Origin of the sequence: Microbulbifer thermotolerans (assembly GCF_900112305.1) — a bacterium.
GTDB classification, from domain to species: Bacteria; Pseudomonadota; Gammaproteobacteria; order Pseudomonadales; family Cellvibrionaceae; genus Microbulbifer; species Microbulbifer thermotolerans.
Genome location: NZ_FOKT01000001.1, coordinates 251,110 through 275,295 on the forward strand (window position 1 = coordinate 251,110; position 24,186 = coordinate 275,295).

Below are 24,186 nucleotides of genomic sequence, written 5' to 3' on the forward strand. Positions count from 1 at the left end.
ATTTCTTGTTATTTCTGCTTGTTTTCTCGCCAGTTCGCTGCGGGATTAAAGATGTTCCCCCTTTGTCTTTGCCTTGTATCAAATTGGCATTTTCTTTAACATTGCGCAAATTTGTATCCGCTTGATTTATAGGGTTAATTTTGCACCGGCGAGGCCGGGGCATAACCGTATGCAGGATTTTTTTGGGTTGGGTCAGCCCAGTGTATCGGGCTGAGATGGGAGAAATACGTCATGACTGACGGTGTAAACGTAGGGCGGCGGCGTTTTCTGACCGGGATGACCTCGGCAGTTGGCGCGGCCGGAGCGGTCGGTATAGCCGTTCCGTTCGTGAAATCCTGGAATCCGAGCGCCAAGGCCAAGGCCGCAGGTGCGCCGGTCAAATACAATATCAGCAAGCTTGAGCCGGGCCAGATGGTTACGGTGGAGTGGCGCGGCAAGCCGGTCTATGTGGTGCGCCGTACCGAAGAGGCTCTGCAGAACCTGGAGAAAGTCGAGCCCCTGTTGCGCGACCCCAACTCCGAAGAGTCCGTCCAGCCCGCCTATGTCAATCCGGAAAATCGCGCGATCAAACCGCAGCTGTTGGTGTTGGTCGGGCTTTGTACCCACCTGGGATGCGCGCCCATGTACCGCCCTGAAGTAGGTGCCACCGATCTCGGTGGTGCCGAGTGGATGGGCGGCTTCTTCTGCCCCTGTCACGGTTCCAAGTACGATATGGCCGGCCGTGTTTACAAGGGGGTGCCCGCACCCACCAATCTGGATGTGCCGCCTTATTCCTATGAGGGTGACGACATCATCGTAATCGGCGTGGATCAGGAGGGCACTGCATGAACTGGCTAACCGCTCTGGGCGATTGGATCGATCAACGCCTGCCGATCTACGATGCCTGGGATCGGCATATGGGCAAGTACTACGCGCCCAAGAACTTCAATGTCTGGTATTTCTTCGGTGTATTTTCACTGCTGGTGCTGGTCAATCAGCTGTTGACTGGTATTTGGCTGGTAATGAGTTTCACTCCTTCGGCTGAGGGCGCCTTCGCCTCAGTCGAGTACATTATGCGCGACGTCGAATGGGGCTGGTTGATCCGCTATATGCACTCCACCGGCGCATCGGCTTTCTTCGTTGTTGTCTACCTGCACATGTTCCGCGGTCTCATGTACGGTTCTTATAAGCCGCCGCGGGAACTGGTATGGATTTTCGGCATGTGCATCTATCTGGTGCTGATGGCCGAAGCCTTTATGGGTTATGTACTGCCCTGGGGGCAGATGTCCTATTGGGGGGCTCAGGTAATCGTATCCCTGTTCGGTGCAATACCGGTTATCGGTGAGGATCTTGTGCAGTGGATTCGCGGTGACTACCTGATTTCCGGTATCACTCTCACGCGCTTCTTCTCCCTGCACGTAATTGCACTGCCGCTGGTGCTGGTGCTGCTGGTGGTGCTGCACATCCTGGCGTTGCACGAAGTGGGCTCCAACAACCCTGACGGTATCGAAATCAAGAAGAACAAAGACGAAAACGGCATCCCCAAGGATGGCGTGCCCTTCCACCCGTACTACACTGTGCACGATCTGGTGGGGATAGCGGTATTCCTGTTTATTTTCTGCACTGTGGTGTTTTTCTTCCCGGAAATGGGCGGCTTCTTCCTGGAGCACGCCAACTTTGAGGAAGCTAACCCACTGAAGACACCGCCGCATATCGCACCGGTTTGGTACTTTACGCCCTTCTACGCGATTCTGCGCGCGGTGACGATCGACATAGGTCCGCTGACCGCGAAGTTCCTCGGCCTGGTGGCCATGGGCGCCGCTATCGCGATACTTTTTGTACTGCCCTGGCTGGACAAGAGCCCGGTACGCTCCATTCGCTACAAAGGCTGGTTGCCGAAAGCGCTGTTGCTGGTCTTCGCCGCGGTGTTCATTATCCTCGGTTACCTGGGCGTGCAGTCTCCAACCCCGGGCCGCAACTTCCTGGCCCAGGTGGGAACCCTGTTCTATTTCGCTTTCTTTGTGACCATGCCCATCTGGAGTAATCCGAAGGCGCGCAAAGGTATTGCCTCCTGGATTGTGAGCGGAATTTTCGGCCTGCTCTTCCTGTGGATGGCTGTCACCAACTTCTCTGCCAGTGTCTTCGTCGGTGTTGTCGCCCTGCTGTTGGGGGCCTTTTTCGCCGCGTTGCCCTGGGTGGCCTCCCACGATGATGTGTACCCAACGCCTGAGCGGGTTACCAGCCCGTCCGGCGAGAAGACCTTTGCCGTACTCTTCTTTGGCCTGATCGTGGTTGCGCTGCTGGCCTTTATCCCGATCAAGGCAGTGGGCGCTGAGAGCGATGTTGAGCTCGACCATATCAACATTGACTTGACTAACAAGCCGTCCCTGCAGCGGGGGGCGAAGTATTTCGTCAACTACTGCATGGGGTGTCACAGCGCCAACTTCTCCCGCTGGGAGCGCGTGGCCAACGATTTGGATATTCCCAATGACTTGATGATGCAGAACCTGGTGCTGGGAGATGCGAAGATCGGTGATCTTATGCAGATTTCCATGCGCCCCGAGGACTCAAAAGTATGGTTTGGCGCCACGCCGCCGGATCTGACTTTGGTGGCCCGCGCTCGTTCGCCGGAATGGCTCTACACTTACCTGCGCAGTTTCTACAAGGATGACAGCCGTCCTACCGGTGTGAATAACAAGGTTTTCCCGAACGTGGGTATGCCCCATGTTCTAATGGAACTGCAGGGCCTGCCCGAGTGTGCTGCCGGTCCGAAGCGCGAACACGGCCGTGTTGTGCGGGATGAGCTCGGCAATCCGATTATGGATGCGGAGTGCGGCAGCCTGAAAGTCGGCAATATCAAGGGCTCGATGAACGAAGAGGAATTCGACCAGGCAATGTACGACTTGGTGAACTTCCTGGAATATATCGCCGAGCCCATGGCGGAAGAACGCAAACGCGTTGGCTTTTACGTGCTGGCGTTTATCCTCGTGTTCTTCATTTTCGCCTGGCTGTTGAACCGCGAATACTGGAAAGACGTGCACCACTAAGCTGCGCGCCTTTTCTGAATCTCTGGGTGGTAGAGCTGCTCTGCCACCCTTTTGCGTTTATTGACAGAGGGCCGGCGCCGCAGCCGGCTGAATAGTTCGAGGTAGTTAGAAGATGGGTGTGCCGACCAACAAGCGCTCCTCAATGACCTTCTTTTCCGATGGTCGCAGTCATTTCAGTCACCGCGTGCGTATCGTGCTCGCTGAGAAAGGGGTTTCCGTCGATATCATTGATGTAGACCCGGATGATAAGCCGGCGGAACTGGCTGATCTCAATCCGTATAACTCCCTGCCCACTCTGGTGGACCGCGACTTGGTTCTGTTCGAAACCAAGGTGATGATGGAATACCTGGATGAGCGTTTCCCGCATCCGCCACTATTGCCGGTTTACCCAGTGGCACGGGCCCAGAGTCGTCAGATCATGTACCGCATCGAGCGCGACTGGTGCCCTCTGGTCGACAAAATTCTTGCTGGTGGTAAAGAAGCAGCCGCCGCGCGCAAGGATTTGCGTGACAGTTTGGTGGGTATCGCGCCCCTGTTTACGGATTTGCCGTACTTCTTCAATGAAGAGTTTTCTCTGGTGGACTGTTGCATGGCTCCTCTGCTTTGGCGCTTGGAGCAATTTGAAATCAGCCTGCCGAAGACAAAACAGGCCAAGCCTTTGTTGGAATATATGGATCGGCTCTTTACCCGCGAGTCTTTCCAACAGAGTCTGACCGAGTATGAGCGGGAAATGCGTTGAGAGGACGGTATAAAGGGAGAGTGTTTTGAGCAAGCCGGCGATGACATCCAACCGCCCGTATATTCTGCGGGCTTTCTACGAGTGGATAACCGATAACCGGTGCACTCCCTATATTCTCGTCGACACTCATCTGCCCGGAGTGCTGGTTCCTCAGCAGCATGTCAACGAGGACGGGCAAATCGTGTTGAATATCTCCGAGTCCGCGGTGGTCGGCCTCACGATGGATAATTACGCTATCCGCTTCAACGCCCGCTTCGGCGGCGTGCCCACCGATATCCAGGTACCGGTGGGTGCGGTGGTGGGTATCTACGCGCGTGAAAACGGCCAGGGAATGGTATTCGAGGCTGAGGAGACGCCGGAACCGCCGGAGCCCACGCCGCCCACCAGTCTGGGGCGCAAGTCCGCGCGCAAACCCGCCCTGCGAGTGGTCAAGTAGTCGGCGGTGGCAATTGCCATCGTCGGCGCGTAGGTGGCTGATTGGCGTGCCTGTGCTGGCCCCTGACACCTGTGTGTAGGGGTAAAGGATGTGGGCATGTGGAAGAGACTCGAATGGGCTCCTGAAATCTCCGGCTTGGCATTCGACGGTTTCAAGCTATCCACGCTATGGGTTGAGTGTTGTGTGCGGGGCATCGTATCTCCCCGGGGCGAGCGAATTCAGGTGAGTTTCCCTAACTGAGATCCACGCCCTCCGGCGCGCTTTACTGAGCGATATAATCCGGGGCAAACGTCACGTTTTGCCGCCTATGTCTCTATTCATGCAGTGGTTGCGCCACGGCTGGCTGCCGCTTCTCTTGTTGACTGCTTTTGTGCTACAGCGTTATGCGTGGTTGGACTTCCCGTTCCCAGCACCTGTGAAGCTTTCACCGGTACTCCTTGGCGTCGCGCTGGCACTGGCGGTTTTTTTCAAGTCCAGTCGACTGGCGTATGCCGCCACACTGATTCTCGCCTTCTATTTGGCCTTGGATGCTGTGCCCTGGTTGCGGCAGGAAAGCCTATTTTCCCTGAGCCTGGCATTGGTGTCGCTGAATATAGCTTTAGTTGCCTATACCAGTGACAGGAATCCACTCAGCGGATTTGGCCTGTTGCTACTGTTCGCGGCCCTCGGGCAGGGGGTGGGACTCTACTTGCTACAGAGTTGGCCGAACTCCTTTAGTTGGCTCATGCCCCTGACGCTGCCTTATGGCGGTGGAATCCAGTTTGACCTGGCGGCACAGGTGTTTGTCTGTGCGATTCTGCTTTTACTCGTGAAGGTCAGTGTGAGGCCTGAAGCTACCGGCTTCGGATTGCTCGCTTGTACTTTGCTGTTGTATTTGGTTCGGGACCCGGCTTTGCCGCCGGGACAGTTTCACCTAGCTGCGTCCATTAGTAGTTTGCTGCTGACCTTCCTTGTTTTGCACAGTGCCTACGAACTGGCATTTCGCGATGAGTTGACGGGTATTCCGTCGCGGCGCGCATACAACCGGTATCTGCTGACACTGGGGCGCCATTACATGATCGCGGTGATTGATATCGACCATTTCAAGAAGCTCAACGATCGGCACGGCCACCGCGTCGGCGATCAGGTACTGCGCATGGTGGCGGGCAAAATTGCTCGTTATGGCGGTGGGCGTGCATTTCGTTACGGGGGTGAGGAATTTGTGGTGGTTTTTCGTGGGCGCGATAGAGAAAAAGCGCTGAATGCACTTGAGCGTATGCGTGAGAAAATCGCCGGTTATCCCTTGAAGCTGCGTTCGGCCATGCGCGATCCCACCGACAACGCCAAGGCTCGCCGCCGGCGGGGGCAGGGCGGTGGTCGGGCGATCAAGACAACTGTCAGTGTCGGCCTAGCTGGCAGTGGCGGTAATCACCGGTCGCCGGAAGCAGTGTTGGAGGCCGCGGATCGGGCCCTCTACAGAGCGAAGCGCGGTGGGCGCAACAGAGTCTGCACGCAGGCCTGATATAAATCATCCTCCTATAAAAATGGCGCTTCATTCCTGGTTTGGATTGGTTAATTCCACGCCGGCTCCCGATACTGCTAAACAGGCAGTGAAAGATGAGAGGGAGAAAGCGCGTGCGATTACTCAGCCATACCATTGGAATATTCACCCATCCCGACAAAGAGTGGAAAGCCATTCGCGCCGACCACCTTTCCTTTGCGCAGGTGTTTTTCAGTCATGTGCCCATTTTGGCACTGATACCGACCATCGCCGGATATATCGGTGTGACCTATGTCGGCTTTGAGCTGGGTGGCCATCTCACGAAGCTGACATCGCAAAGCGCTGCTTTATTGGCAGTGGTGACCTATTTCGCCATTGTGCTCGGCGTTTACCTGTTGGGAGAGTTCATTAACTGGATGGCCAAGTCCTACGGTGTAGAGGGTGATGAACCCCGGCGCCACTACGAAGGCACGGCTCTGGCGGTCTTCGTGACCACGCCTATATTCCTAGCCAGCTTTGTGCTGATTTACCCGCACTTGTGGCTGACGGTGATTGTTTTTGGGTTAGCTGGAACCTATTCCATCTATCTGCTGTTTGAAGGTATCCCGATCCTGATGAATATGAACAAGGAGCGTGCCTTTCTTTATGCGTGTGCTGTGGTGACAGTGGCGCTCGTCATGATGGTGACGGTGATGATCGGCTCGGTGATTCTCTGGAGTATTGGGATCGGACCCGTATATCAGCATTAGGGCACCTCCGATGCGATCAAGCTGGGTTTCTGGGTGTCGCCCCATCACCTGCGCTTTTCATCTGGTCTCAAAGTAGCTTGACCGTCAGTACGCAACTTAATCAGAGGTTCCCTGGGTTCTTCCTGCGGAAACGGACTGGGTTAGGAAACCTCTAATTCGCGTGAACACAATGGTAGGTTTCGGGGCGCTCAGGCAATAGCGCAGATATTTCGAAAACGCACGAGTACTTCCCTGTAGCTCCGCCGGATACCGCCTTGTATCCGACGGTTTCGAAATAGCCGTCCTATTACCTGAGCTTCACATCCGCCCCCGAAGAACCTCTGCCACCAGGAAATGAATTAATCAGAGGTTCCTTAGTTGTAGCAACACAGTCCGCAAAGGCCGTGCTTGGGGGGTTAAGTGCGCTCTGTAACGGCTGTGGTCCCGGCTGCAGCGGTAGTTGCAGTTGTCGGTGCAATGGGGGGCATGGGACAATCCAGGCTGTCGGCCACGGCACGCAGCAGTTCGATTTCCTCGGCCGCCACTATTCCATCGTGAACCATAGTGGTCGCGATTGCTTTGAGCAGTACCGGCTTCTTGAGCGGAGGCATAAGGGCGGCGATGGCGACAGCTTTATCCAGGCGCGGCAGAGTGATGTCCGCCGAGGTGGGCAGCGGTGTGATATTCAATTGCATGGCGTTGAGGCCTGTCTCGTAGGCTCGCTTGGCGGAGAGATAATCCGGGTTACCGGCATGGGCCACTGCGGCCAGTATAAAGCGCGCAGCGTCCTTTTCAGCCCCACCTTTTGGCGATAAGCGCTGGCGATCCGGGCTGCCTTCCAGTGCGTGCATCAGCACCCGGTACAGGGCCCACTCCCAGAGCTCCACCACCCCGTCACTGCGCAATAGCTTGATCAGATTGCGCTTGAAAACTTGGTATTGCTGGGGAGCCAGCGCCTTCAGCGCAGGTACACACAGATCTAGCAGCACCAAACGCGTGCCAGCGGCCAAGTCCCGCAGCTGCGGCCCCAATCTTTGCAGCTCCCGCATCACCGCCGGATGGGCAATCTTTTGCAGCAGCTGGTGTTGTTGCTTTCTGTGCTGCTGATCGCCGTGCATCATCAGGTGATAGACCAGCGCGCGCGCGGCGAAAGGGTCGTGAGCGGCCTGCTTGACGGCCTCCGGCACCGCCTGCAGAAGCTGTCTGCCGTACGCCACCTGTTGATCGCTAGGGCTGCAAATGCTGTTGTCGACCGCGTCGATCACCTGCTGGAGGGATGCACTGCTGCTCGCGGATGCCACCGGGGCAATACCCATAACCTGGGCATTTTGCTGCTCTGTCACGGAAAATCCCAGGGACTCTTTGTCCACATTCGGAAAGTGCCCGTTCCATTGCGGGTCCAGCCTCGCGATGCGTTCCGCCAGCGGCGGATGGGTTGCAAAGAGATTGGCGAAGGATTTTTTCAGGCCGCTGGCGAAGTACATGTGGCTGAATTCCGCCGCATTGCTCGATGCCAGTTCCGAACCGGCGCTGTAGCCGCCGATTTTCTTTAGCGCACCGGCGATACCCCGGTTGTTGCGCGTGTATTGCACTGCCGAAGCGTCGGCGAGGAATTCCCGTTGGCGGCTGACGGCGGACTTGATTAGGTTGCCGAAGAAGGTACCGGTGTAGCCGATCACCATCAGTCCGGCGCCGATGCCGAACAGCGCTGTGCGGCCGCGATTATCCCGGCTGGAGCTGAAGTGCGAACCGCGCAGCAGCCAGTAGCCGAGCATCCCGATAATCAGTATGCCGTGCAGAAGACCGACAATGCGAATATTGAGACGCATGTCGCCGTTGAAAATATGGCTGAACTCATGTGCCACCACGCCCGCGAGCTCGTCGCGGTTGAGCTTTTCGATGCAGCCGCGGGTCAGGCCAATCACCGCATCGCTGGGTTTGTAGCCGGCGGCAAAGGCGTTGATGGCATCGTCTTCGATCAGATACACGTCGGGGACAGGTGTACCGGAGGCGATAGCCATCTCCTCGACGACGTTGAGCGCGCGCTTTTCCGCGTCGCCATGGGGGGCGATGTTGATCTTGCGTCCACCCAAAGACTCCGCCACCGCGCGACCGCCCGCCGCTAACTGACGCAATTTGTAAAGGCTGCCCAGGCCGATCACCGCGGCGATGGAAAGCGCGATGGTGACGACAGTGTCCCAGCCCAGCAGCTGACCGATTTGCGCCGGGGAGAAGTCTAGGCCCTGCGAGTAGGCTACCAGCGCGGCGGCGAGTAGAGTGGTGATCCCGATCAAAAGCAGTACGGCCAGAGTGAAGAGCCCCACCAGCAGACCGGTGTTGCGTTTGGCCCTGTCCTGGTACTCGAAGAAATTCATGGGTTAGAACTCGATCCGCGGTGCCGCTTGTATGGTGTCTGAATCAGCGAACTCCAGCAGCTTGCCGTCTTCCCGGTGACCAAAGAAACCGGCGAAGAAGACCGGCGGGAAGCTCTGTTTGTAGATGTTGTAAGCGGTTACCGCGTCATTGAAGGCCTGGCGGGCGAAGGAGACTTTGTTTTCAGTACTGGTGAGCTCTTCGGTGAGCTGCATCATATTTTGGTTGGCCTTGAGTTCTGGGTAGGCCTCCATCACTACATTCAGGCGTCCCAGCGCATTGGCCAGTGCGCCCTCGGCTTGTCCCAGATCGGCGATAACATTGGCGCTGCCGGGGTTGGCGGCGGCTGCCTTGAGGCCTGCCAGGGCAGTATTGCGGGCTTCGATCACTGCCTGCAGTGTCTCCCGCTCGTGTTTCAAATAGCCTTTGGCGGTTTCCACCAGGTTGGGGATAAGGTCGTAACGGCGTTTTAGCTGTACCTCGATCTGCGCAAAAGCGTTTTCGTAACGGTTTTTTAGTGATACCAACTTGTTGTAGATACCGATAACGTAGAACAAAAGTGCGGCGATGATCACCAGCCAGACGATAGTTGAGATTTCCATATGACTTCTCACTGTTGTTGTAAGTTGTTGGCGTCGATAGTAACACGGCGGACGTGGAGTAAATGCGTCGTGCGGCGGGTTCTTGCGCGCTGTCTCATGCCAAGGGTGGATGGCGTCGGATGCGGGCGCATCGGTTATAATGCCGCCGCAATATAACAATCGCCGGTGTCCGATAAGAGCGGCGGCGGCACAGATTTGGGAGCAGCCAGTATGAGCGATGTAACTTCAGATCCGGTAGTCATAGTCGGAATGGCGCGGACGCCGATGGGCGCCATGCAGGGAGGACTGTCAGAGGTCAGCGCGCCGGAGTTGGGCTCTGTGGCCATCCGCGCGGCGCTCGAGGATGCGGGTGTGGCGCCGGCGGACGTCGATGAAGTGCTGATGGGTTGCGTTTTGCCCGCCGGTGTGGGGCAGGCTCCCGCGCGTCAGGCATCTATCCGTGCGGGAGTTCCCGAAGGCACCCCCTGTACTACTGTCAACAAGGTGTGCGGTTCGGGCATGAAAACCGTGATGATGGCCCGGGATGCCTTGTTGCTGGGCGAGGGTAGGGTGATTGTCGCTGGCGGCATGGAGAGCATGACCAACGCTCCCTACCTTTTGCCAAAGGCCCGTGGTGGCATGCGACTGGGCCACGGTGAGGTAAAAGACCATATGTTCCTGGATGGTCTGGAGAATGCCTACGATGGCAAGTTGATGGGTAACTTCGCCGAGAATACCGCGGACAAGTATGGGTTCACCCGCGAGGAGCAGGATGCCTTTGCGCTGGAATCCCTGGCCCGGGCGCAAAAGGCCATAGAGAGCGGTGCCTTTGAACGCGAAATAGCGCCGGTGACTATTTCCACTCGCCGCGGTGATGTACAGGTTCGCGTGGACGAAGGGCCGGGCAATGCGCGTCCGGACAAAATCCCTCAGCTGAAACCCGCATTCCGCAAGGACGGCACTATCACCGCCGCCAATGCCAGCTCTATCTCCGATGGCGCCGCGGCCCTGGTGCTGATGCGCCGGAGCGAGGCCGAGCGGCGCGGCCTGAAGGTGCTGGCAGTATTGCGCGGCCAGGCCCAGTTCGCGCACCAGCCGGAGTGGTTTACCACTGCCCCTGTGGGGGCCATGCAGAAGCTGTTGGAGCGCACGGGCTGGAGTGTGGATGAAGTGGACTTGTTCGAGATCAACGAGGCCTTCGCTGTGGTGGCCATGGCAGCGATGCGTGAGTTGAACCTGCCGCACGACAAAGTCAACGTCAACGGTGGTGCCTGCGCACTGGGCCACCCGCTGGGCGCCAGTGGTGCTCGTATACTGGTCACTCTTTTGGCGGCGATGGAAAAGCGCGATGTGAGGCGAGGAGTTGCCAGCCTGTGCATCGGTGGCGGTGAGGCGACTGCGGTCGCGATTGAGCGGGCCTGACGTGACCGAGGGGCGGGCTGCTGGGAAAGCGTTGCAGCAGCCCGCTCAGAACCCCTGAATTTTTTCGCTCCCTGACGTTAAACAGATATCGCAGCGGGGCAATAAGCTCAGCGGATTATCGACTGGCTAGCGGCTTCGAAACTATGGAACCTCTGATTAATTCGCTTCCTGACGGTAAGAATTCTTTGGAGCTAGATGAGAAGCTCAGGTGATAGGATGGCCATTTCGAAACCGTCGGATACAGGGATGTATCCGTCGGAGCTACAGGGAAGTACTCGTGCGTTTTCGAAATGGCCATCCTATTGCCTGAGCGCCACGGAACTAACCAAAGCGTTCACGCGAATTAATCAGAGGTTCCCTATCAATTTTCAAAGTGCTGTCAGCAGGGACGCAGGGACTTTCTCCTGTGCTCTTTTATGCTTCAAGCGCCCTGGAGAATCCAGGGCGCTCAGGAGAATAGGGGCAAAGTTCCTTAGTCGATATATTCCACCGCCTTAACCACCTTTTGCACACCTCCGATACTGCGGGTCACATCCGCCGCTTTTTCCGCCTCGGCGCGGGTCAGCAGCCCCATCAGATAGACGACGCCATTTTCCGTTACCACTTTAATACGGCCGCTGTCGATTTCCTTGTTGGCAAGGAGATTACTTTTCACCTTGGTGGTCAGCCAGGTGTCGCTGGAGGCCGCCAGGAGGGAAGCATTGCCACGCACTTGGATTTCGTTATACACCTGGCGGACATTCTGCACCTGTTGGGCGGTGCGGCCGGCCAGCAGGCGCAGTTCGTTGTTTGGAACCTGGCCTGTGAGCAGCACTACGCCGTTGAAGGCGTTGACATTGATATTGGCTGCCTTGAGATCCGGGTGCGCCTTGTTGATATTGACAGTGGTTATGGTTTCGATTTTTTGGTCATCGATAAAGGTGCCCAGTGAGCGTTTGCCTGGGTCCTGCTGGATAGGACCGTCGTGCGTGGCTTCCAGCACAGTACTGCAGCCGGCACTCAAAATGGCACTCGCGATCAGGGCGATAAAAAAGCGTTTCTTTTGAAACTTTAATTTTTTTTTCACGGTTTCAGTCCTCGTAACCACCGAAAAGACTGCTGTCGATCAGGTCGCACAGACAGAAAATCGTAAGCAGGTGTACTTGGTGTACCTCTGCTGCGACCTCTGAAGGTACGCGCAGTTCAATATCGTGTGTGTCCAGCAGTGCAGCGCAGTCGCCGCCGTCACCACCGGTCAGCGCCAGTATACCCATATCCCGGTCGCGCGCCGCGCGCATGGCCTGAATTAGGTTGGAGTCGCGGCCGTCGCTACTCAGGATTACCAGCAGGTCACCCGGCTGGCCCAGGGCGCGCACCGGCCGGGCGAAGATTTCCGCGCGGCCGTGATTGCGCGAGACAGTGCCCATGGACACGGCGTCGCCATTTAAGGCGATTGCCGGCAGGCCGGGGCGCTCGCGCTGGAAGCCTCCCAATAATTGGGCGCAAAAGCTTTGCGCCAGTGCGCCGCTGACACCGTTGCCGCACAGGAGAAGCTTGTTTTCCGCCAGCAGGGTGTGCACCACCATTTCGCTCGCTTCGGCCACCAGTGGCGCCAGCACCTCGCCCGCGTTCATTGTGGCTTCCAGACTGCGGTGGAATAGGGTTACAACTCGCTGTTCCATAATTACCTTTGACGGGAGAACGCGTGGTTCACCCTATTGATTCCATAATTCAGATATGGGTTATGCCCCGAAGGCGCCTTTTATCCAGTGAATATCCTGGGTATCGCCTTCAATCGCAATGACATCGAAGCGGCAGGGGCAGTCCAGTTTGTTTTGCTGTAAATAGGTTTGTGCGGTGGCTACGAGCTTCTTCTGCTTGCGCAGATCGACACTGGCGCCCGCCGAGCCGAATCGGCTACTGCGACGGTAGCGCACCTCAACAAATACCAGTGTGTTGCCGTCCTTTGCGATCAGGTCGATTTCACCGTAGCGGCCGTGGTAGTTGCGAGTCACGAGCCTCAGGCCGGCGGCTTGCAGGTAGCGCGCCGCCACCGTTTCCATTCGGGGGCCAATGCCTTCAGAAGGCTTCACTGTTTCCCGTAAGCTCCATGTTTTCCACTGGCTGTGGGGCTACCTCCTCCGTTGTGGTGATTGGCACTGGCGCCCCTTTCTTGATACGCGCCCATATTTGTTCGCGCACGATGCGTCCGTCGGCAGTGAGGCTGAGCGCTCCGGTCAGACCGTGTACCCGCTGTTCCGGGAAGCGGCGCAGCATGGGAATGCGTGGGAAAAGGCGGAAAGCGTCCGCCCCCAGGGCATACAGTCGCGCGAAAGCCGGGGCCGGGGCTGCCTGTGCTTCGATATTGCGTTTGGTGAGATTGTCATCCTCGAACAGCCAGGGCAGTGCGGTGAAGCGGATGCCGTTGATGTCTCTGTCGCGCTGTGGGTCAACACGTCCCCCAAATACCTGTGATGTGGCGTAGACAGGCAGGTCGCCGGCATAGAAAAAGGCCAGCATCGGGTTAATCTGGCGCGCCTGCTGGGGCTGCGCCAGCAGGAAGATCATATCCACATCGCCGCGGCGTCGCGGTGTAAATGCCAAGGGGGCGGCCAGTTTCCGCCGCAGGCTTGCCTCGCGGGCCTTACTGTCTGAGATCAGCAGGGCATCGCTCACCAAGCGGGAAAAGTTGCTGTTGTCATTGAAGCTGCGGCTGACAGTTACTGTGCCGCCCAGCCGCTGCCACTCCTCTTGGAAGGCCTTGGTTCCGCGCTGGCCCCAGCCGGAGTCGGTGGCGAGGATCATCGCCTGGCGGTGTCCCTGCAGATAGGCGTGCCGGGCCACTTGGCGCGCTTCGTCCTCGATGGCCAGTCCGAACTGCACCAGGTCGCCGGTCAGGCGGCCTTCGTCACCGTAGTTCAATGCCAGGGTGGGCACCGGCAGTTTTTCGGTGGCGAGCAAGTTGGATACTCTGCGCTTGTCCAGTGGACCCACGATGGCCTGGGCGCCAGCGTCGACGGCGGACTGGTAGATCTCTTCAAACGGCCGGTCACCGCCGGTGTCGTACACTTGCACCGCTGGCGTCGGGGCACCTGCGTTCAGGGCCGTGTAGTAGGCGGCCATAAAACCGTCGCGAATGGCCCGGCCTGCGCCGCCCAGTGGGCCGGACAGAGGTAGCAGCAGGGCTATGTGGTCGGCGCGCTGAGTCGCCAGCTGCTCCAGAAGCTGCAGCGCCTGGGGCGGATGGGTGTTGGCGCTATGGTGCGGCCACTGCTGGCGCCAGCGTGTCAGGGCGGACAATTGTGAGCTGATATCGGTCTGGGTGTCGCGTCCCAGCAGGGCGAGTTGATACCATCCGCGCATCTGCGGGTCGCTGCTTTCGTCGGCGCGCAGTTGCAGCTCACGGGATGGGAGTTGGGTGAGAAGCTGCCAGAAGCCGTTGTTATTGTCCGCGATGGCGTCGTCGGTGCGCGCCAGTTCCGCGATTTGACGGCGCTCGGCGATGGCGCTGTCTAGGTCGCCCAGCAATCCCCAGAGATCAGCGCGCAGGTCGCGCAGCGGCAGTGCGGTGTCCGCGGGTAACTGCGACAATATGGCATCGAGGCGCGGGGCGGTGGTCAGGTCGAGGGCGCGAAAAAATTCGTCTTCCTCGGAGAGCAGGCCACCGTACACCCGGGCATAGCGGGCGTAACTCAGGTCGTCCAGCTGTTCCGGGGCTACTTTCGCAACCGCCTGCTTTGCGGACGCCTTATCTCCCAGTTCGTATAGAATGGCCGCCGCCTGCAGGCGCTGTTTGTCCCGCTCTGGTGCGGGTAGTGATTCGGCGCTGTGCAGCAACTGTATCGCGGCACTGCGGCTCGCGGCACTCGTGTTATCCACCGGCAGCTGCGCGTCGGGTCTGGTAGCCGGCGTTTGACAAGCGGCCAAGGCCACGGTTAGAGCACCAGCGGCAAATCGGGCGGCTAACCTGCTGACAAGGGAGGATGCGCCGGGCGCGGACATATTCTTCTCCAGCAAAATGTAACTTTTACTCAAACAATGGGATTGTCTATGGGGCCGGATCAGGCGCTGCTTTATATCGTCGCTACGCCTATTGGTAATTTGTCCGATATGGTACCGCGAGCTGTTGAAGTTCTACAATGCGCCGACCTAGTAGCGGCGGAGGACACACGTCACAGTCAGAGGCTTTTTTCTCACTTCGCTATCGATACTCCGCTGATAGCGTATCACGACCACTCGGATGAAAAGCGGACGGAGCAGATACTGCAGCGGCTGGAGAGCGGTCAGACGGTTGCGCTAATCTCAGATGCGGGTACGCCTCTGATTTCGGATCCCGGATACAGGCTGGTGCGCGAAGCTCGCCGCCGGGGCATTCGCGTGGTGCCTATTCCCGGACCCTGTGCGCTGATCGCCGCGCTCAGCGCCGCGGGCTTGCCCAGCGACCGTTTCAGCTTCGAAGGGTTCCTCCCCGCCAAACCGGTGGCGCGCCAAAAAGCTTTACATACTCTGGCGTCGGAGAGCCGCACAATGGTCTTTTACGAGGCTCCGCACCGGGTGGTGGAGACGCTGGAAACGATGGTGGCGGTGTTTGGGGGCGATCGGGAAGCGGTGATCGCCCGTGAGTTGACCAAAGCGTTCGAGACCTTCCATTCCGCCCCCCTGAGCGAGCTGGCGGCCTGGGTGGGGGACGACAGCAATCAACAGCGTGGTGAAATCGTATTGTTGGTGCGTGGTGCCGAGCGCCGTCGAGGTGACGAAGAGGTGGATGCAGAGGCTGAGCGGGTAATGAAGCTATTGTTGGGGGAGCTACCTCCCAAGAAGGCTGCAGCGCTGGCCGCTGAGATCACCGGAATAAATAAGAAGGTGTTATATAAATGGAGTCTGGCGAGCAAGGGCGAGTGACTGCGTGCCGTCGGTTGCCCTGTGTTTGTGCCTTGCATTTCCCGTCTTCCACCACTAACCTTCGCCGTGAGCTGGCCGGGCAATCGCTGCCGTTTCGACGGTGGAGGAAAGTCCGGGCTCCACAGGGTGGGACGCCAGGTAACGCCTGGGGGGCGCGAGCCTACGGAAAGTGCAGCAGAGAGTAGACCGCCGATGGCCCCGGACCCCGGTTCGCGGGCACAGGTAAGGGTGAAACGGTGCGGTAAGAGCGCACCGCGCAGCTGGTAACAGTCTGCGGCGATGGTAAACCCCGTCCGGAGCAAGACCAAATAGGCCCTCTATAGGTGTGACCCGCACTGAGGGCGGGTAGGTCGCTTGAGGTGTCTGGTGACAGGCATCCCAGATGAATGATTGTCGCGAGCGGTGATCCGCTCGACAGAACCCGGCTTACAGGCCAGCTCATCCGCTTTTAGAACCCGGCGCCCAGCCGGGTTTTTCCTGTTGATTGAAGATCTAATGGCGTATCCGCGCCTGAGTGCGCACTTGGGGCCCGGTGGCGCTCGTTTCCTCTCCCTGATTTGTGTCCATTGCGATTGCCGGCCGCGAGTGCGGCTAGTGCAGCGGGTGTGTTTATTGCCGGGGTTGTGTGCAAGTTAAAGTGTTTCCTTAACTTAAAAAAGTAAGTGCTTGCTCCATTTTGCAATTGCAGTGTCGCCTGAAGCCCATTTTCTCCCCTTTTTTCTCTGCAGCCCCCGAGATTGCTGGGTTTTCGCGGCACTTTGCCGCCGATTTCCTTGACTTTAACCCGACCAGATTTATAGTGTCGGTGGTGGAGAAAAGTGGAAATTTGTGGAATTAAGTGGTTTATTCGTGGCTGTGAGTGGGTATTTACACTGCTCGAATGAGAATTGCTCAAATTTTCTCCGCTAGCATTCCCGGCAACTAGGTCGCGTCCGGGGCGGATAGCGCACACGAGAAAAAACGCACACCGATAAAAAGTGTATTTAGGCAGCCACGCAATCAATATGGACGCCAAGGGGCGTCTGGCCATTCCGGCGCGCGTTCGCGACACGCTGCTGGAAGAGTGTGGCGGGCGGCTCGTGGTGACAGCTCATACCGAGGAGCGCTGTCTGCTGGTTTACCCGGAGCCTCAATGGCGGGAAATTCTTCCGAAAATTGAAGCCTTGTCCAGTTTTAACAAGGTGGCACGGCGTGCCCAGCGGCTGTTGATTGGCTATGCCTGCGAGCTGCAAGTGGATGGCAATGGCCGCGTATTGATTCCGCCGACACTGCGGGAATACGCGGGGTTGGAAAAGAAGCTGATGCTGGTGGGGCAAGGCAAGAAATTGGAATTGTGGAGCGAGGACCGCTGGATGGCCTGGCTCGACGACAGTGAGGGTGAGGGGGAGATGCCGGAGGAGATGGCGTCCCTCTCTTTATAAGGAGAACACAGGGTGTCTCAAGAACTGCATCGCAGTGTGTTACTGCGCGAGGCCGTGGATGCCCTGGTTACCGATCCAGGCGGCTTCTATATAGACGGCACTTTTGGTCGCGGAGGCCACAGTGCGGCGATATTGCAAAAGCTGAATGATGCGGGGCGCCTCCTGGGTGTCGACAAAGACCCGCAGGCGGTCGAGTACGCACAACAGCGCTTTTCCGATGATGCGCGGTTTGCGATTTGGCACGGTTCCTTCGCTGATATGGACACTGCGGCCGGGGACTGGGCAGGCCGGGTGAACGGAATACTGCTGGATCTAGGAGTGTCCTCTCCTCAGCTGGATCAGCCAGAGCGCGGTTTCAGCTTTATGCAGGATGGCCCGCTGGATATGCGTATGGACACCAGCAGGGGTGACAGCGCGGCAGACTGGATCAACAGCGAATCGGAGGCGGAGCTGGCCCACGTATTTAAGGAGTATGGAGAGGAGCGCTTCGCCCGCCGCATAGCGGCGGCTATCGTCCGGCGCAGGGCGGAAAGGCCGTTTTCGCGCACCTTAGATCTGGCGGAGGTCGTCAAGGCGGCCAACCCCGCCTGGGAAAAGGGAAAACACCCGGCTACGCGCGTGTTTCAGGCAATACGTATTCGGATCAACGGCGAGCTGGATGACCTGCAGCGGGCCCTGGATCAGTCCCTGCAGCTGCTTGCACCCGGTGGACGTCTGGTGGTGATCAGCTTTCACTCATTGGAAGACCGCATGGTGAAACGTTTTATCCGCGAAAAGGAACGCGGTCCGCAGTTACCGCGGGGGCTGCCGGTGAGGGAGAGTCAGATCAGCAAGACGCTGAAGTCGGTCGGCAAGGCAGTCAAGGCTGATACCGGAGAGGTGAGCGAGAACATCCGCTCCCGCAGCGCGGTGATGCGGGTCGCGGAGAAGCTGGGGTGAAAGGTGGAAAGCACCTGGTGGTGGTGTTGTGGCTGGCGACCATCGTATCGGCTTTGGCGGTGGTGTATAGCACCCAGCGCAGCCGGGAGTTGACCGCTCAGTTGATGCAGGCGCAAAAAGCCCGCGACGAACTGCGTTATGAGCAGGAGCGGTTACTTTTGGAGAAGAGTGCCTGGTCTGCATACAGCCGTATTGAGAGGGTCGCGCGGGAAGAGTTGAAAATGCGTGTGCCGTCGCCGGCCGAGCGGGTGTTGGTGCCGGCGGAGCACAATTAGAGAAGCAGGGTGGAACAGGCGTTTGGGCGGGCATACGGAGTCAGCGAGTTGCCCCATTCGATGCCGAACAGGTGAGCAAGTGGCTCACTACATAATTGATACAACAGATAAAGCGAACAGGGACTTCAATGGGCGCAGTCAAGAAACAGCAAAATCAGCCGGGTATTGCCCGCTGGCGCTTTGCGCTGGTGGCGGCTTTGCTGTGCCTGCTCGCCCTGGCATTGATTTTCCATCTCGCGCGCCTGCAGGTGCTGCCGGAGGCGGAGCGCGGCTACCGCTTTCTGCAAGATCAAGGCCGGGCACGCACAATACGTACCGAAGAAATTCCCGCCTACCGCGGTGCCATTCTCGACCGCAACGGCGAACTGTTGGCAGTCAGCACGCCAGTACACAGCCTGTGGGCCAATCCACAGTTGTTGCGGGAGGCCAGTGCCAAGCAGCTGCGCAAGCTGGCCGCGGCCCTGGATATGAATCCCGCGAACTTGGCCAAACGGCTGGAAAAATACCGCAATAAGGAGTTTATGTACCTGCGCCGCCACCTGTCGCCGGAACAGGCCGGGCGGGTGCTGGATCTGCAACTGACAGGCGTGTATAGCAGGAAGGAATACCGCCGCTTTTACCCCGCCGGTGAGGTAGTGGCGCAGTTGGTGGGCTTTACTGATATTGATGACCGTGGTCAGGAAGGGTTGGAGCTGGCCTACGAGGACTGGCTGTCCGGTCAGCCCGGTGCCCAGCAGGTGGTCAAGGATCTTAAGGGGCGCACGGTGCAGGATTTGGCGACCAAGCGCGAAGCGCGCCCGGGCCGCGACTTGCGCCTGTCCATCGATATGCGGCTGCAGTATCTTGCCTATCGTGAACTGAAGAAAGCCGTAGCGGAAAATGACGCCGCTTCCGGTTTTATGGTCATCCTGGATACCCGCAGCGGCGATGTGTTGGCGATGGCCAACCAGCCTTCCTTCAACCCCAACAATCGCAGCGGGGTGAAAGCCGCGGCGACACGCAACCGCGCCTTGATTGACCAGTTTGAACCCGGCTCTACGGTCAAGCCGTTAACCGCGTTGGCGGCGCTGGAAACCGGCCGTTATCAGCCGCACACGCCGGTGGACACCAGTCCCGGTTATATCCGTGTTCCCGGCAAGACCCTGGTGGACCCGGTGAACTACGGCCGCCTGGATCTGACCGGTGTGATTACAAAATCGAGTCAGGTGGGTATCACCAAAATCGCGTTGGATTTGGAACCAAACGCACTGCGAGAGCTCTTTTACCGATTGGGTCTGGGAGAGGCGGTCGGCACCGGCTTTCCGGGTGAAGCGGCTGGAATACTGCCCAGCCGCAGTCGCTGGCACCCGATAGAGCGGGCGAATTTTGCCTTTGGCTACGGATTAACGGTAAACGGATTGCAATTGGCACAGGCCTACAGTGTGCTTGCCAACGCCGGGCTAAAGCGCCCGGTTTCTTTGGTTTTAAGCGGTGAAAAATTGGCGGTGGAGCCGGAACGTGTGGTCGACGGGGAATTGGCCAAGCAGGTGACAGCAATGCTGGAAACCGTAATCGGCGCTCACGGTACCGGCAAACGCGCCGCGGTCGAGGGGTACCGGGTGGCGGGCAAAACCGGCACGGTGCACAAAGTGGGCACTGACGGCTATGCGGACAACCGCTACCGATCGGTGTTCGCGGGTTTTATTCCCGCGGACAATCCGCGCCTGGCTGCGGTGGTGGTGATCGACGACCCGCGCCACGCCAAATATTACGGTGGTGAAGTGGCCGCTCCGGTGTTTGGTTCAGTGATGGCCGGCGCCATGCGCCTGCTCAGGGTGCCGCCCGCGGAGCTGGCCCCGGCGGCACAGCAGCTGGCCAGGAGCCTGCCCGCCGGGCAGGCGCCTGTGGCAAACGAGAGAGGTAGCAAATCGTGAGTCAGCGCGAAAAAAGAGCCGTGTCGCTAAAAGTGCTGGTGCCGGGTTACGCCGGCATTCCAGAAGTCCCCGTAAGTGGCGTGGCACTGGACAGCCGTTTGGTGCAGCCGGGTGATGTTTTCATGGCCCTGCGCGGCACAGTCGTGGACGGGCGCGAGTATATCGCTGAGGCTATCGCTGCTGGAGCCGCAGCGGTGCTGGCAGACGGCGACACCCTGGAGACAAAGGTGTGCGATGGCATTCAGATCGTCAGTGTTCCGGGGCTGGCCAAGCGGGTGGGTGAAATCGCCGCACGCTTCCACGGCAATCCAACTGGGCAAATGCACTTGGTGGGAGTGACGGGCACAAATGGCAAAACCACCTGTGCGTACCTGACTTCCCAGCTGTTGGCGCGTCATTTCGGTAGTGCCGCGCTGATGGGCACTATCGGCAACGGCATCTGGACTGACGGTGATATCGAGTTACAGGAAACGGGGCTGACAACACCGGATCCCGTGCGCCTGCAGGCGGATTACGCGCGATTCCGCGACTACGGCGTGCGCGCAGCGGCAATGGAGGTGTCTTCTCACGCTCTGTCCCAGGGCCGGGTGCACGGCTTGATTTTCGATACCGCGATTTTCACCAACTTGTCGCGGGACCACTTGGACTACCACGGCAATATGGCTGACTACGGAGCGGCCAAGGAAAAATTGTTCGGGCTGCCCAAACTCAAGCGCGGCATCATTAATTTGGATGATCCTTTTGGTGCACAACTGGCAGAGCGTTGCAAGCTGCGCAATTTGAATGTCATTACCTATGGGCTGCAGGCCGGTGATCTGCATGTGACCGACTTGTGTCGGCACGAAGGCGGCTTTTCCGTACAACTGGCTACGCCTTGGGGTAGTGGCGAATTGAAAGCGCCGCTAATCGGTGACTTCAACATCCACAACGCATTGGCAGTGGTTGCCGCGGCGGCATCCGCGGGGATGCCTTTTGAAGCCATTCTCGCCGCGTTCCCTGAGATACAGCCGGTGCCCGGTCGCATGGAGCGCGTGAAGGTGGACGGGACTGAGGATATCAGTGTGCTGGTGGATTACGCCCATACGCCGGACGCACTGCGCGCGGCCCTGGCAGCGGCGCGGCCATATTGCCGCGGTAACCTCTGGTGCGTATTCGGTTGCGGGGGCGACCGCGATTCTGGCAAGCGCGCACCCATGGGGCGTATCGCTTCTGAGATGGCGGACCGCACCATTGTGACCAGCGACAATCCGCGTGGCGAGGAACCGCAAAAAATTATCGACGATATTCTCGAAGGTGCAGCCAGTAATGTTGAAGTGGAAGCCGATCGCGCCCGGGCAATCCAGCGCGCGGTAACTTGTGCTCAGCCGGGAGACATTATTCTCATTGCCGGTAAGGGCCACGAGGATTACCAGATTATCGGCAGTGAAAAAATTCATTTCTGCGATCGCGAGCAGGCCGCGGCGGCATTGCAGCAACGCCTCGCGGAAACAGTGCGGGGAGCAGGCTTATGATCAGCGCCATCTCCCTGCAGCAACTTCAAACGCGTTTCGGCGGTGAGCTCATCAATGGTTCGGTGCAGTTTGAACAGGTGTGCACCGACACGCGCCAGCTGGATTCCAACGCCCTCTTTGTCGCCTTGAAGGGGGAGCGTTTCGATGCGCACGACTTTGTCGGCGAACTCGAAGGGCAGGTATTGGGGCTGGTAGTGGATCGGGAAATTCCCGGCAGCAAGCTGCCACAGTGGCGGGTGGCCGATACCACTGAGGCCCTCGGGCAGATAGGCCGCATGTGCCGGGAACAGTTTAAAGGCCGGGTGATCGCGGTGACTGGCTCCTGCGGGAAAACTACGGTCAAGGAAATGCTCGCGGCGATATTTTCCCAGCGGCATAACCCCTGTGTGACCCGTGGCAATTTGAACAATCAGTTCGGCCTGCCCATGACCCTGTTCGAGCTGACTTCAGATCATGATGTTTTGATTCTGGAGATGGGCGCCAGTGGTCCGGATGAGATCGCTTATCTGTGCGGCATTGCGAAACCCCAGGTGAGTGCGGTCAACAACGTCATGCCGGCCCATGTGGAAGGCTTCGGTTCTGTGGACGCCATAGCTAGGGCCAAGGGGAAGATCTACACCGGTCTCGAAACCGGCGGCACAGCTGTGGTCAATGCCGATGACGACTACGCGAACTATTGGCTGGAGCGGATGCCGGAGGGGGTGCACACGCTGGAAGTGGGATTGGGGCATCAGTGGCCCATCCACGCGGACAATATTGCACTTGATGATAATGGGTGCCCCACCTTCGATTTGTGCATCGAAGGCTTGGCGTACCGCGTGCGGTTGCAATTGCTTGGCGAACACAATGTGCACAATGCGCTGGTGGCCGCCGGCTGCGCCTTTGCCGCCGGTGTCCCTGCGGCGGAAATCGCCAGTGGCCTGCAAAGCCTGGGTGGCGTCGCCGGTCGTATGCAGGAGCTCTGCGGCATCAAGGGCGCGGCGATTATTGACGACACATACAACGCCAACCCCGGCTCGGTGGCGGCAGCGATTGAGTTGTTGGCACAGCGCCGCGGCAAGCGCGTTCTAGTGCTCGGCGACATGGCCGAACTGGGAGCGGATGCAGAGGAAATGCACCGTCAAATGGGCGAGCTGGCGCGGGAACGCGGCCTGGATGCTCTGTTTACCCTTGGGCCGCTGGGTGCCGCCGCCAGTGTTGCCTTCAGTGCCGGGCGTCACTTGCCCCTGCACAGTTATAGGGACAGGCAGCCGCTTATCGCGGCGTTGACCCATGAATTGAATAAAAACACCACAGTGCTGGTGAAAGGTTCCCGCAGTGCCCGTATGGAACTGGTGGTGCAGGCACTCTGTGGGAACGCCAAAGAGGATAAATAATGCTGCTCTGGCTGGCAGAAATACTGCAACAATATGTAAGCACCTTTGCGGTGTTCAATTATCTCACGGTGCGCGCCATCCTCGGGGCCCTCACGGCTTTGGGGATTTCACTGATTGTCGGTCCGCGCATGATCACCTGGCTGAACCAGTTGCAAGTGGGACAAGCGGTACGGGATGACGGCCCGCAAACGCATTTGAGCAAATCCGGCACGCCCACCATGGGGGGCACTCTGATACTTGCCTCTATTTTTTCTTCGGCACTGCTGTGGTCGGACCTCAGTAACCGATATGTGTGGGTGACGCTGTTGGTGACCTTCGTCTTCGGCGCTGTGGGTTTTGTCGATGACTACAAAAAAGTCGTGAACAAGAATCCCCGCGGCCTGATCGCGCGCTGGAAATACTTCTGGCAGTCGGTCGCCGGCCTGGGAGCAGCTATTTATCTATACATGAGCGCCACCAGTCCGGTGGAGACACAGTTCTTCGTGCCTTTCTTCAAGGATGTGGCGATAGATCTGGGCCCGGTGTTTTTTATTTTGCTGACTTATTTCGTTGTGGTGGGATCAAGCAACGCGGTAAACCTGACCGATGGTCTGGACGGATTGGCAATTATGCCAACAGTTATGGTCGGCGGTGCCTTGGGGCTGATTGCTTATTTGGCTGGCCATTTGGAGTTTGCCAACTATCTGCATATTCCATCGGTTCCCGGTGCCGGTGAGCTCGCAGTTTTTTGCGCGGCTCTGGGCGGAGCCGGACTCGGCTTTTTGTGGTTTAACACTTATCCCGCGCAAGTTTTTATGGGGGACGTAGGGGCTCTGGCTCTGGGAGCGGCTCTTGGCATTATCGCGGTGATTACCCGTCACGAAATCGTGCTGTTCATTATGGGCGGTGTCTTTGTCATGGAGACTGTATCGGTCATCCTGCAAGTGGCTTCGTTCAAACTCACCGGAAAGCGCATATTCCGCATGGCGCCGTTGCACCATCACTTCGAACTGAAGGGGTGGCCGGAGCCGCGTGTGATAGTGCGTTTTTGGATTATTACCGTCGTATTGGTTTTGGCGGGTTTGGCAACGCTTAAACTGCGATAA

The 24,186-nt window shown here is 58.3% G+C and carries 21 protein-coding genes and 1 other RNA gene; 16 read left to right on the top strand and 6 right to left on the bottom strand.

Annotation, left to right across the window (positions count from 1 at the left end; genetic code table 11):
* The first annotated feature begins 231 nt into the window (after positions 1-231).
* The 6 genes from petA to BM155_RS01115 all read left to right on the top strand — a co-directional run bounded on the left by petA (position 232) and on the right by BM155_RS01115 (position 6,430).
* Positions 232-828, top strand: a complete 597-nt coding sequence (gene petA / locus BM155_RS01090; RefSeq protein ID WP_067152232.1) for a ubiquinol-cytochrome c reductase iron-sulfur subunit — start codon at positions 232-234, stop codon at positions 826-828.
* A complete protein-coding gene (locus BM155_RS01095; protein ID WP_074900600.1) occupies positions 825-3,026 on the top strand; it encodes a ubiquinol-cytochrome c reductase in 2,202 nt (733 codons plus the stop codon). Before petA ends, BM155_RS01095 begins: the two co-directional genes overlap by 4 nt.
* A 112-nt stretch (positions 3,027-3,138) precedes the next feature.
* Positions 3,139-3,765, top strand: coding sequence for a glutathione S-transferase N-terminal domain-containing protein (locus BM155_RS01100; protein WP_067152236.1), 627 nt, complete (start codon positions 3,139-3,141; stop codon positions 3,763-3,765).
* A 40-nt stretch (positions 3,766-3,805) separates the two neighbouring features.
* A complete protein-coding gene (locus BM155_RS01105; protein ID WP_067152238.1) occupies positions 3,806-4,201 on the top strand; it encodes a ClpXP protease specificity-enhancing factor in 396 nt (131 codons plus the stop codon).
* A gap of 307 nt (positions 4,202-4,508) precedes the next feature.
* Positions 4,509-5,702, top strand: coding sequence for a GGDEF domain-containing protein (locus tag BM155_RS01110; RefSeq protein WP_083421041.1), 1,194 nt, complete (start codon positions 4,509-4,511; stop codon positions 5,700-5,702).
* A 113-nt stretch (positions 5,703-5,815) separates the two neighbouring features.
* Positions 5,816-6,430 (top strand): Yip1 family protein, encoded by a 615-nt coding sequence (locus BM155_RS01115; RefSeq protein ID WP_067152242.1) that lies wholly within the window; start codon positions 5,816-5,818, stop codon positions 6,428-6,430.
* 395 nt (positions 6,431-6,825) lie between these two features.
* Here BM155_RS01115 and BM155_RS01120 read toward each other — a convergent pair whose 3' ends face one another.
* Both BM155_RS01120 and BM155_RS01125 read right to left on the bottom strand, forming a co-directional pair.
* On the bottom strand, positions 6,826-8,784 hold the full coding sequence (locus tag BM155_RS01120) for a M48 family metallopeptidase (RefSeq protein WP_074900607.1): 1,959 nt from the start codon (positions 8,782-8,784) through the stop codon (positions 6,826-6,828).
* Positions 8,785-8,787: 3 nt separating this feature from the next.
* On the bottom strand, positions 8,788-9,384 hold the full coding sequence (locus BM155_RS01125; RefSeq protein WP_074900610.1) for a LemA family protein: 597 nt from the start codon (positions 9,382-9,384) through the stop codon (positions 8,788-8,790).
* A gap of 210 nt (positions 9,385-9,594) precedes the next feature.
* On the opposite strand from BM155_RS01125, the gene BM155_RS01130 reads away from it, so the two are divergent.
* Positions 9,595-10,785, top strand: coding sequence for an acetyl-CoA C-acyltransferase (locus tag BM155_RS01130; protein WP_074900914.1), 1,191 nt, complete (start codon positions 9,595-9,597; stop codon positions 10,783-10,785).
* 472 nt (positions 10,786-11,257) lie between these two features.
* Here the strand turns inward: BM155_RS01130 and BM155_RS01135 are convergent, their stop codons facing one another.
* Genes BM155_RS01135 through BM155_RS01150 form a run of 4 tightly spaced genes read right to left on the bottom strand, consistent with a single transcriptional unit; the run spans position 11,258 to position 14,766 of the window.
* Positions 11,258-11,851: a BON domain-containing protein gene (locus tag BM155_RS01135; RefSeq protein WP_254773077.1), complete on the bottom strand. Its 594-nt coding sequence runs from the start codon at positions 11,849-11,851 to the stop codon at positions 11,258-11,260.
* Positions 11,852-11,855: 4 nt separating this feature from the next.
* A complete protein-coding gene (locus tag BM155_RS01140) occupies positions 11,856-12,446 on the bottom strand; it encodes an SIS domain-containing protein (protein WP_067152247.1) in 591 nt (196 codons plus the stop codon).
* Positions 12,447-12,506: 60 nt separating this feature from the next.
* Entirely contained in the window at positions 12,507-12,857 is a 351-nt protein-coding gene (locus tag BM155_RS01145) for a YraN family protein (RefSeq protein WP_231902471.1), read from the bottom strand.
* Positions 12,844-14,766, bottom strand: coding sequence for a penicillin-binding protein activator (locus BM155_RS01150; RefSeq protein WP_067157498.1), 1,923 nt, complete (start codon positions 14,764-14,766; stop codon positions 12,844-12,846). Before BM155_RS01150 ends, BM155_RS01145 begins: the two co-directional genes overlap by 14 nt.
* A gap of 48 nt (positions 14,767-14,814) precedes the next feature.
* On the opposite strand from BM155_RS01150, the gene rsmI reads away from it, so the two are divergent.
* From rsmI to mraY, 9 genes are all read left to right on the top strand, one after another.
* Complete coding sequence (gene rsmI / locus BM155_RS01155; protein WP_067152251.1) at positions 14,815-15,666, top strand: 16S rRNA (cytidine(1402)-2'-O)-methyltransferase; 852 nt, start codon at positions 14,815-14,817, stop codon at positions 15,664-15,666.
* A gap of 67 nt (positions 15,667-15,733) precedes the next feature.
* An RNA gene (gene rnpB / locus BM155_RS01160) (RNase P RNA component class A) lies at positions 15,734-16,111 on the top strand.
* Between the two features lie 532 nt (positions 16,112-16,643).
* Positions 16,644-17,087: a division/cell wall cluster transcriptional repressor MraZ gene (mraZ, locus tag BM155_RS01165; RefSeq protein ID WP_067152253.1), complete on the top strand. Its 444-nt coding sequence runs from the start codon at positions 16,644-16,646 to the stop codon at positions 17,085-17,087.
* 12 nt (positions 17,088-17,099) lie between these two features.
* On the top strand, positions 17,100-18,026 hold the full coding sequence (gene rsmH, locus BM155_RS01170; RefSeq protein ID WP_067152255.1) for a 16S rRNA (cytosine(1402)-N(4))-methyltransferase RsmH: 927 nt from the start codon (positions 17,100-17,102) through the stop codon (positions 18,024-18,026).
* On the top strand, positions 18,023-18,301 hold the full coding sequence (ftsL, locus tag BM155_RS01175; protein WP_067152257.1) for a cell division protein FtsL: 279 nt from the start codon (positions 18,023-18,025) through the stop codon (positions 18,299-18,301). The genes rsmH and ftsL overlap by 4 nt, the downstream gene beginning before the upstream one ends.
* Before the next feature lie 128 nt (positions 18,302-18,429).
* Positions 18,430-20,214 carry a peptidoglycan D,D-transpeptidase FtsI family protein gene (locus BM155_RS01180; RefSeq protein ID WP_074900612.1) on the top strand — a complete coding sequence of 595 codons (1,785 nt, stop codon included), beginning with the start codon at positions 18,430-18,432 and terminating at the stop codon, positions 20,212-20,214.
* Entirely contained in the window at positions 20,211-21,725 is a 1,515-nt protein-coding gene (locus BM155_RS01185) for a UDP-N-acetylmuramoyl-L-alanyl-D-glutamate--2,6-diaminopimelate ligase (RefSeq protein WP_074900617.1), read from the top strand. Before BM155_RS01180 ends, BM155_RS01185 begins: the two co-directional genes overlap by 4 nt.
* The gene (locus BM155_RS01190; RefSeq protein WP_067152263.1) at positions 21,722-23,101 is read left to right on the top strand and encodes a UDP-N-acetylmuramoyl-tripeptide--D-alanyl-D-alanine ligase; all 1,380 of its coding nucleotides are present in this window, start codon (positions 21,722-21,724) and stop codon (positions 23,099-23,101) included. The genes BM155_RS01185 and BM155_RS01190 overlap by 4 nt, the downstream gene beginning before the upstream one ends.
* On the top strand, positions 23,101-24,186 hold the full coding sequence (gene mraY, locus BM155_RS01195; RefSeq protein ID WP_067152265.1) for a phospho-N-acetylmuramoyl-pentapeptide-transferase: 1,086 nt from the start codon (positions 23,101-23,103) through the stop codon (positions 24,184-24,186). Before BM155_RS01190 ends, mraY begins: the two co-directional genes overlap by 1 nt.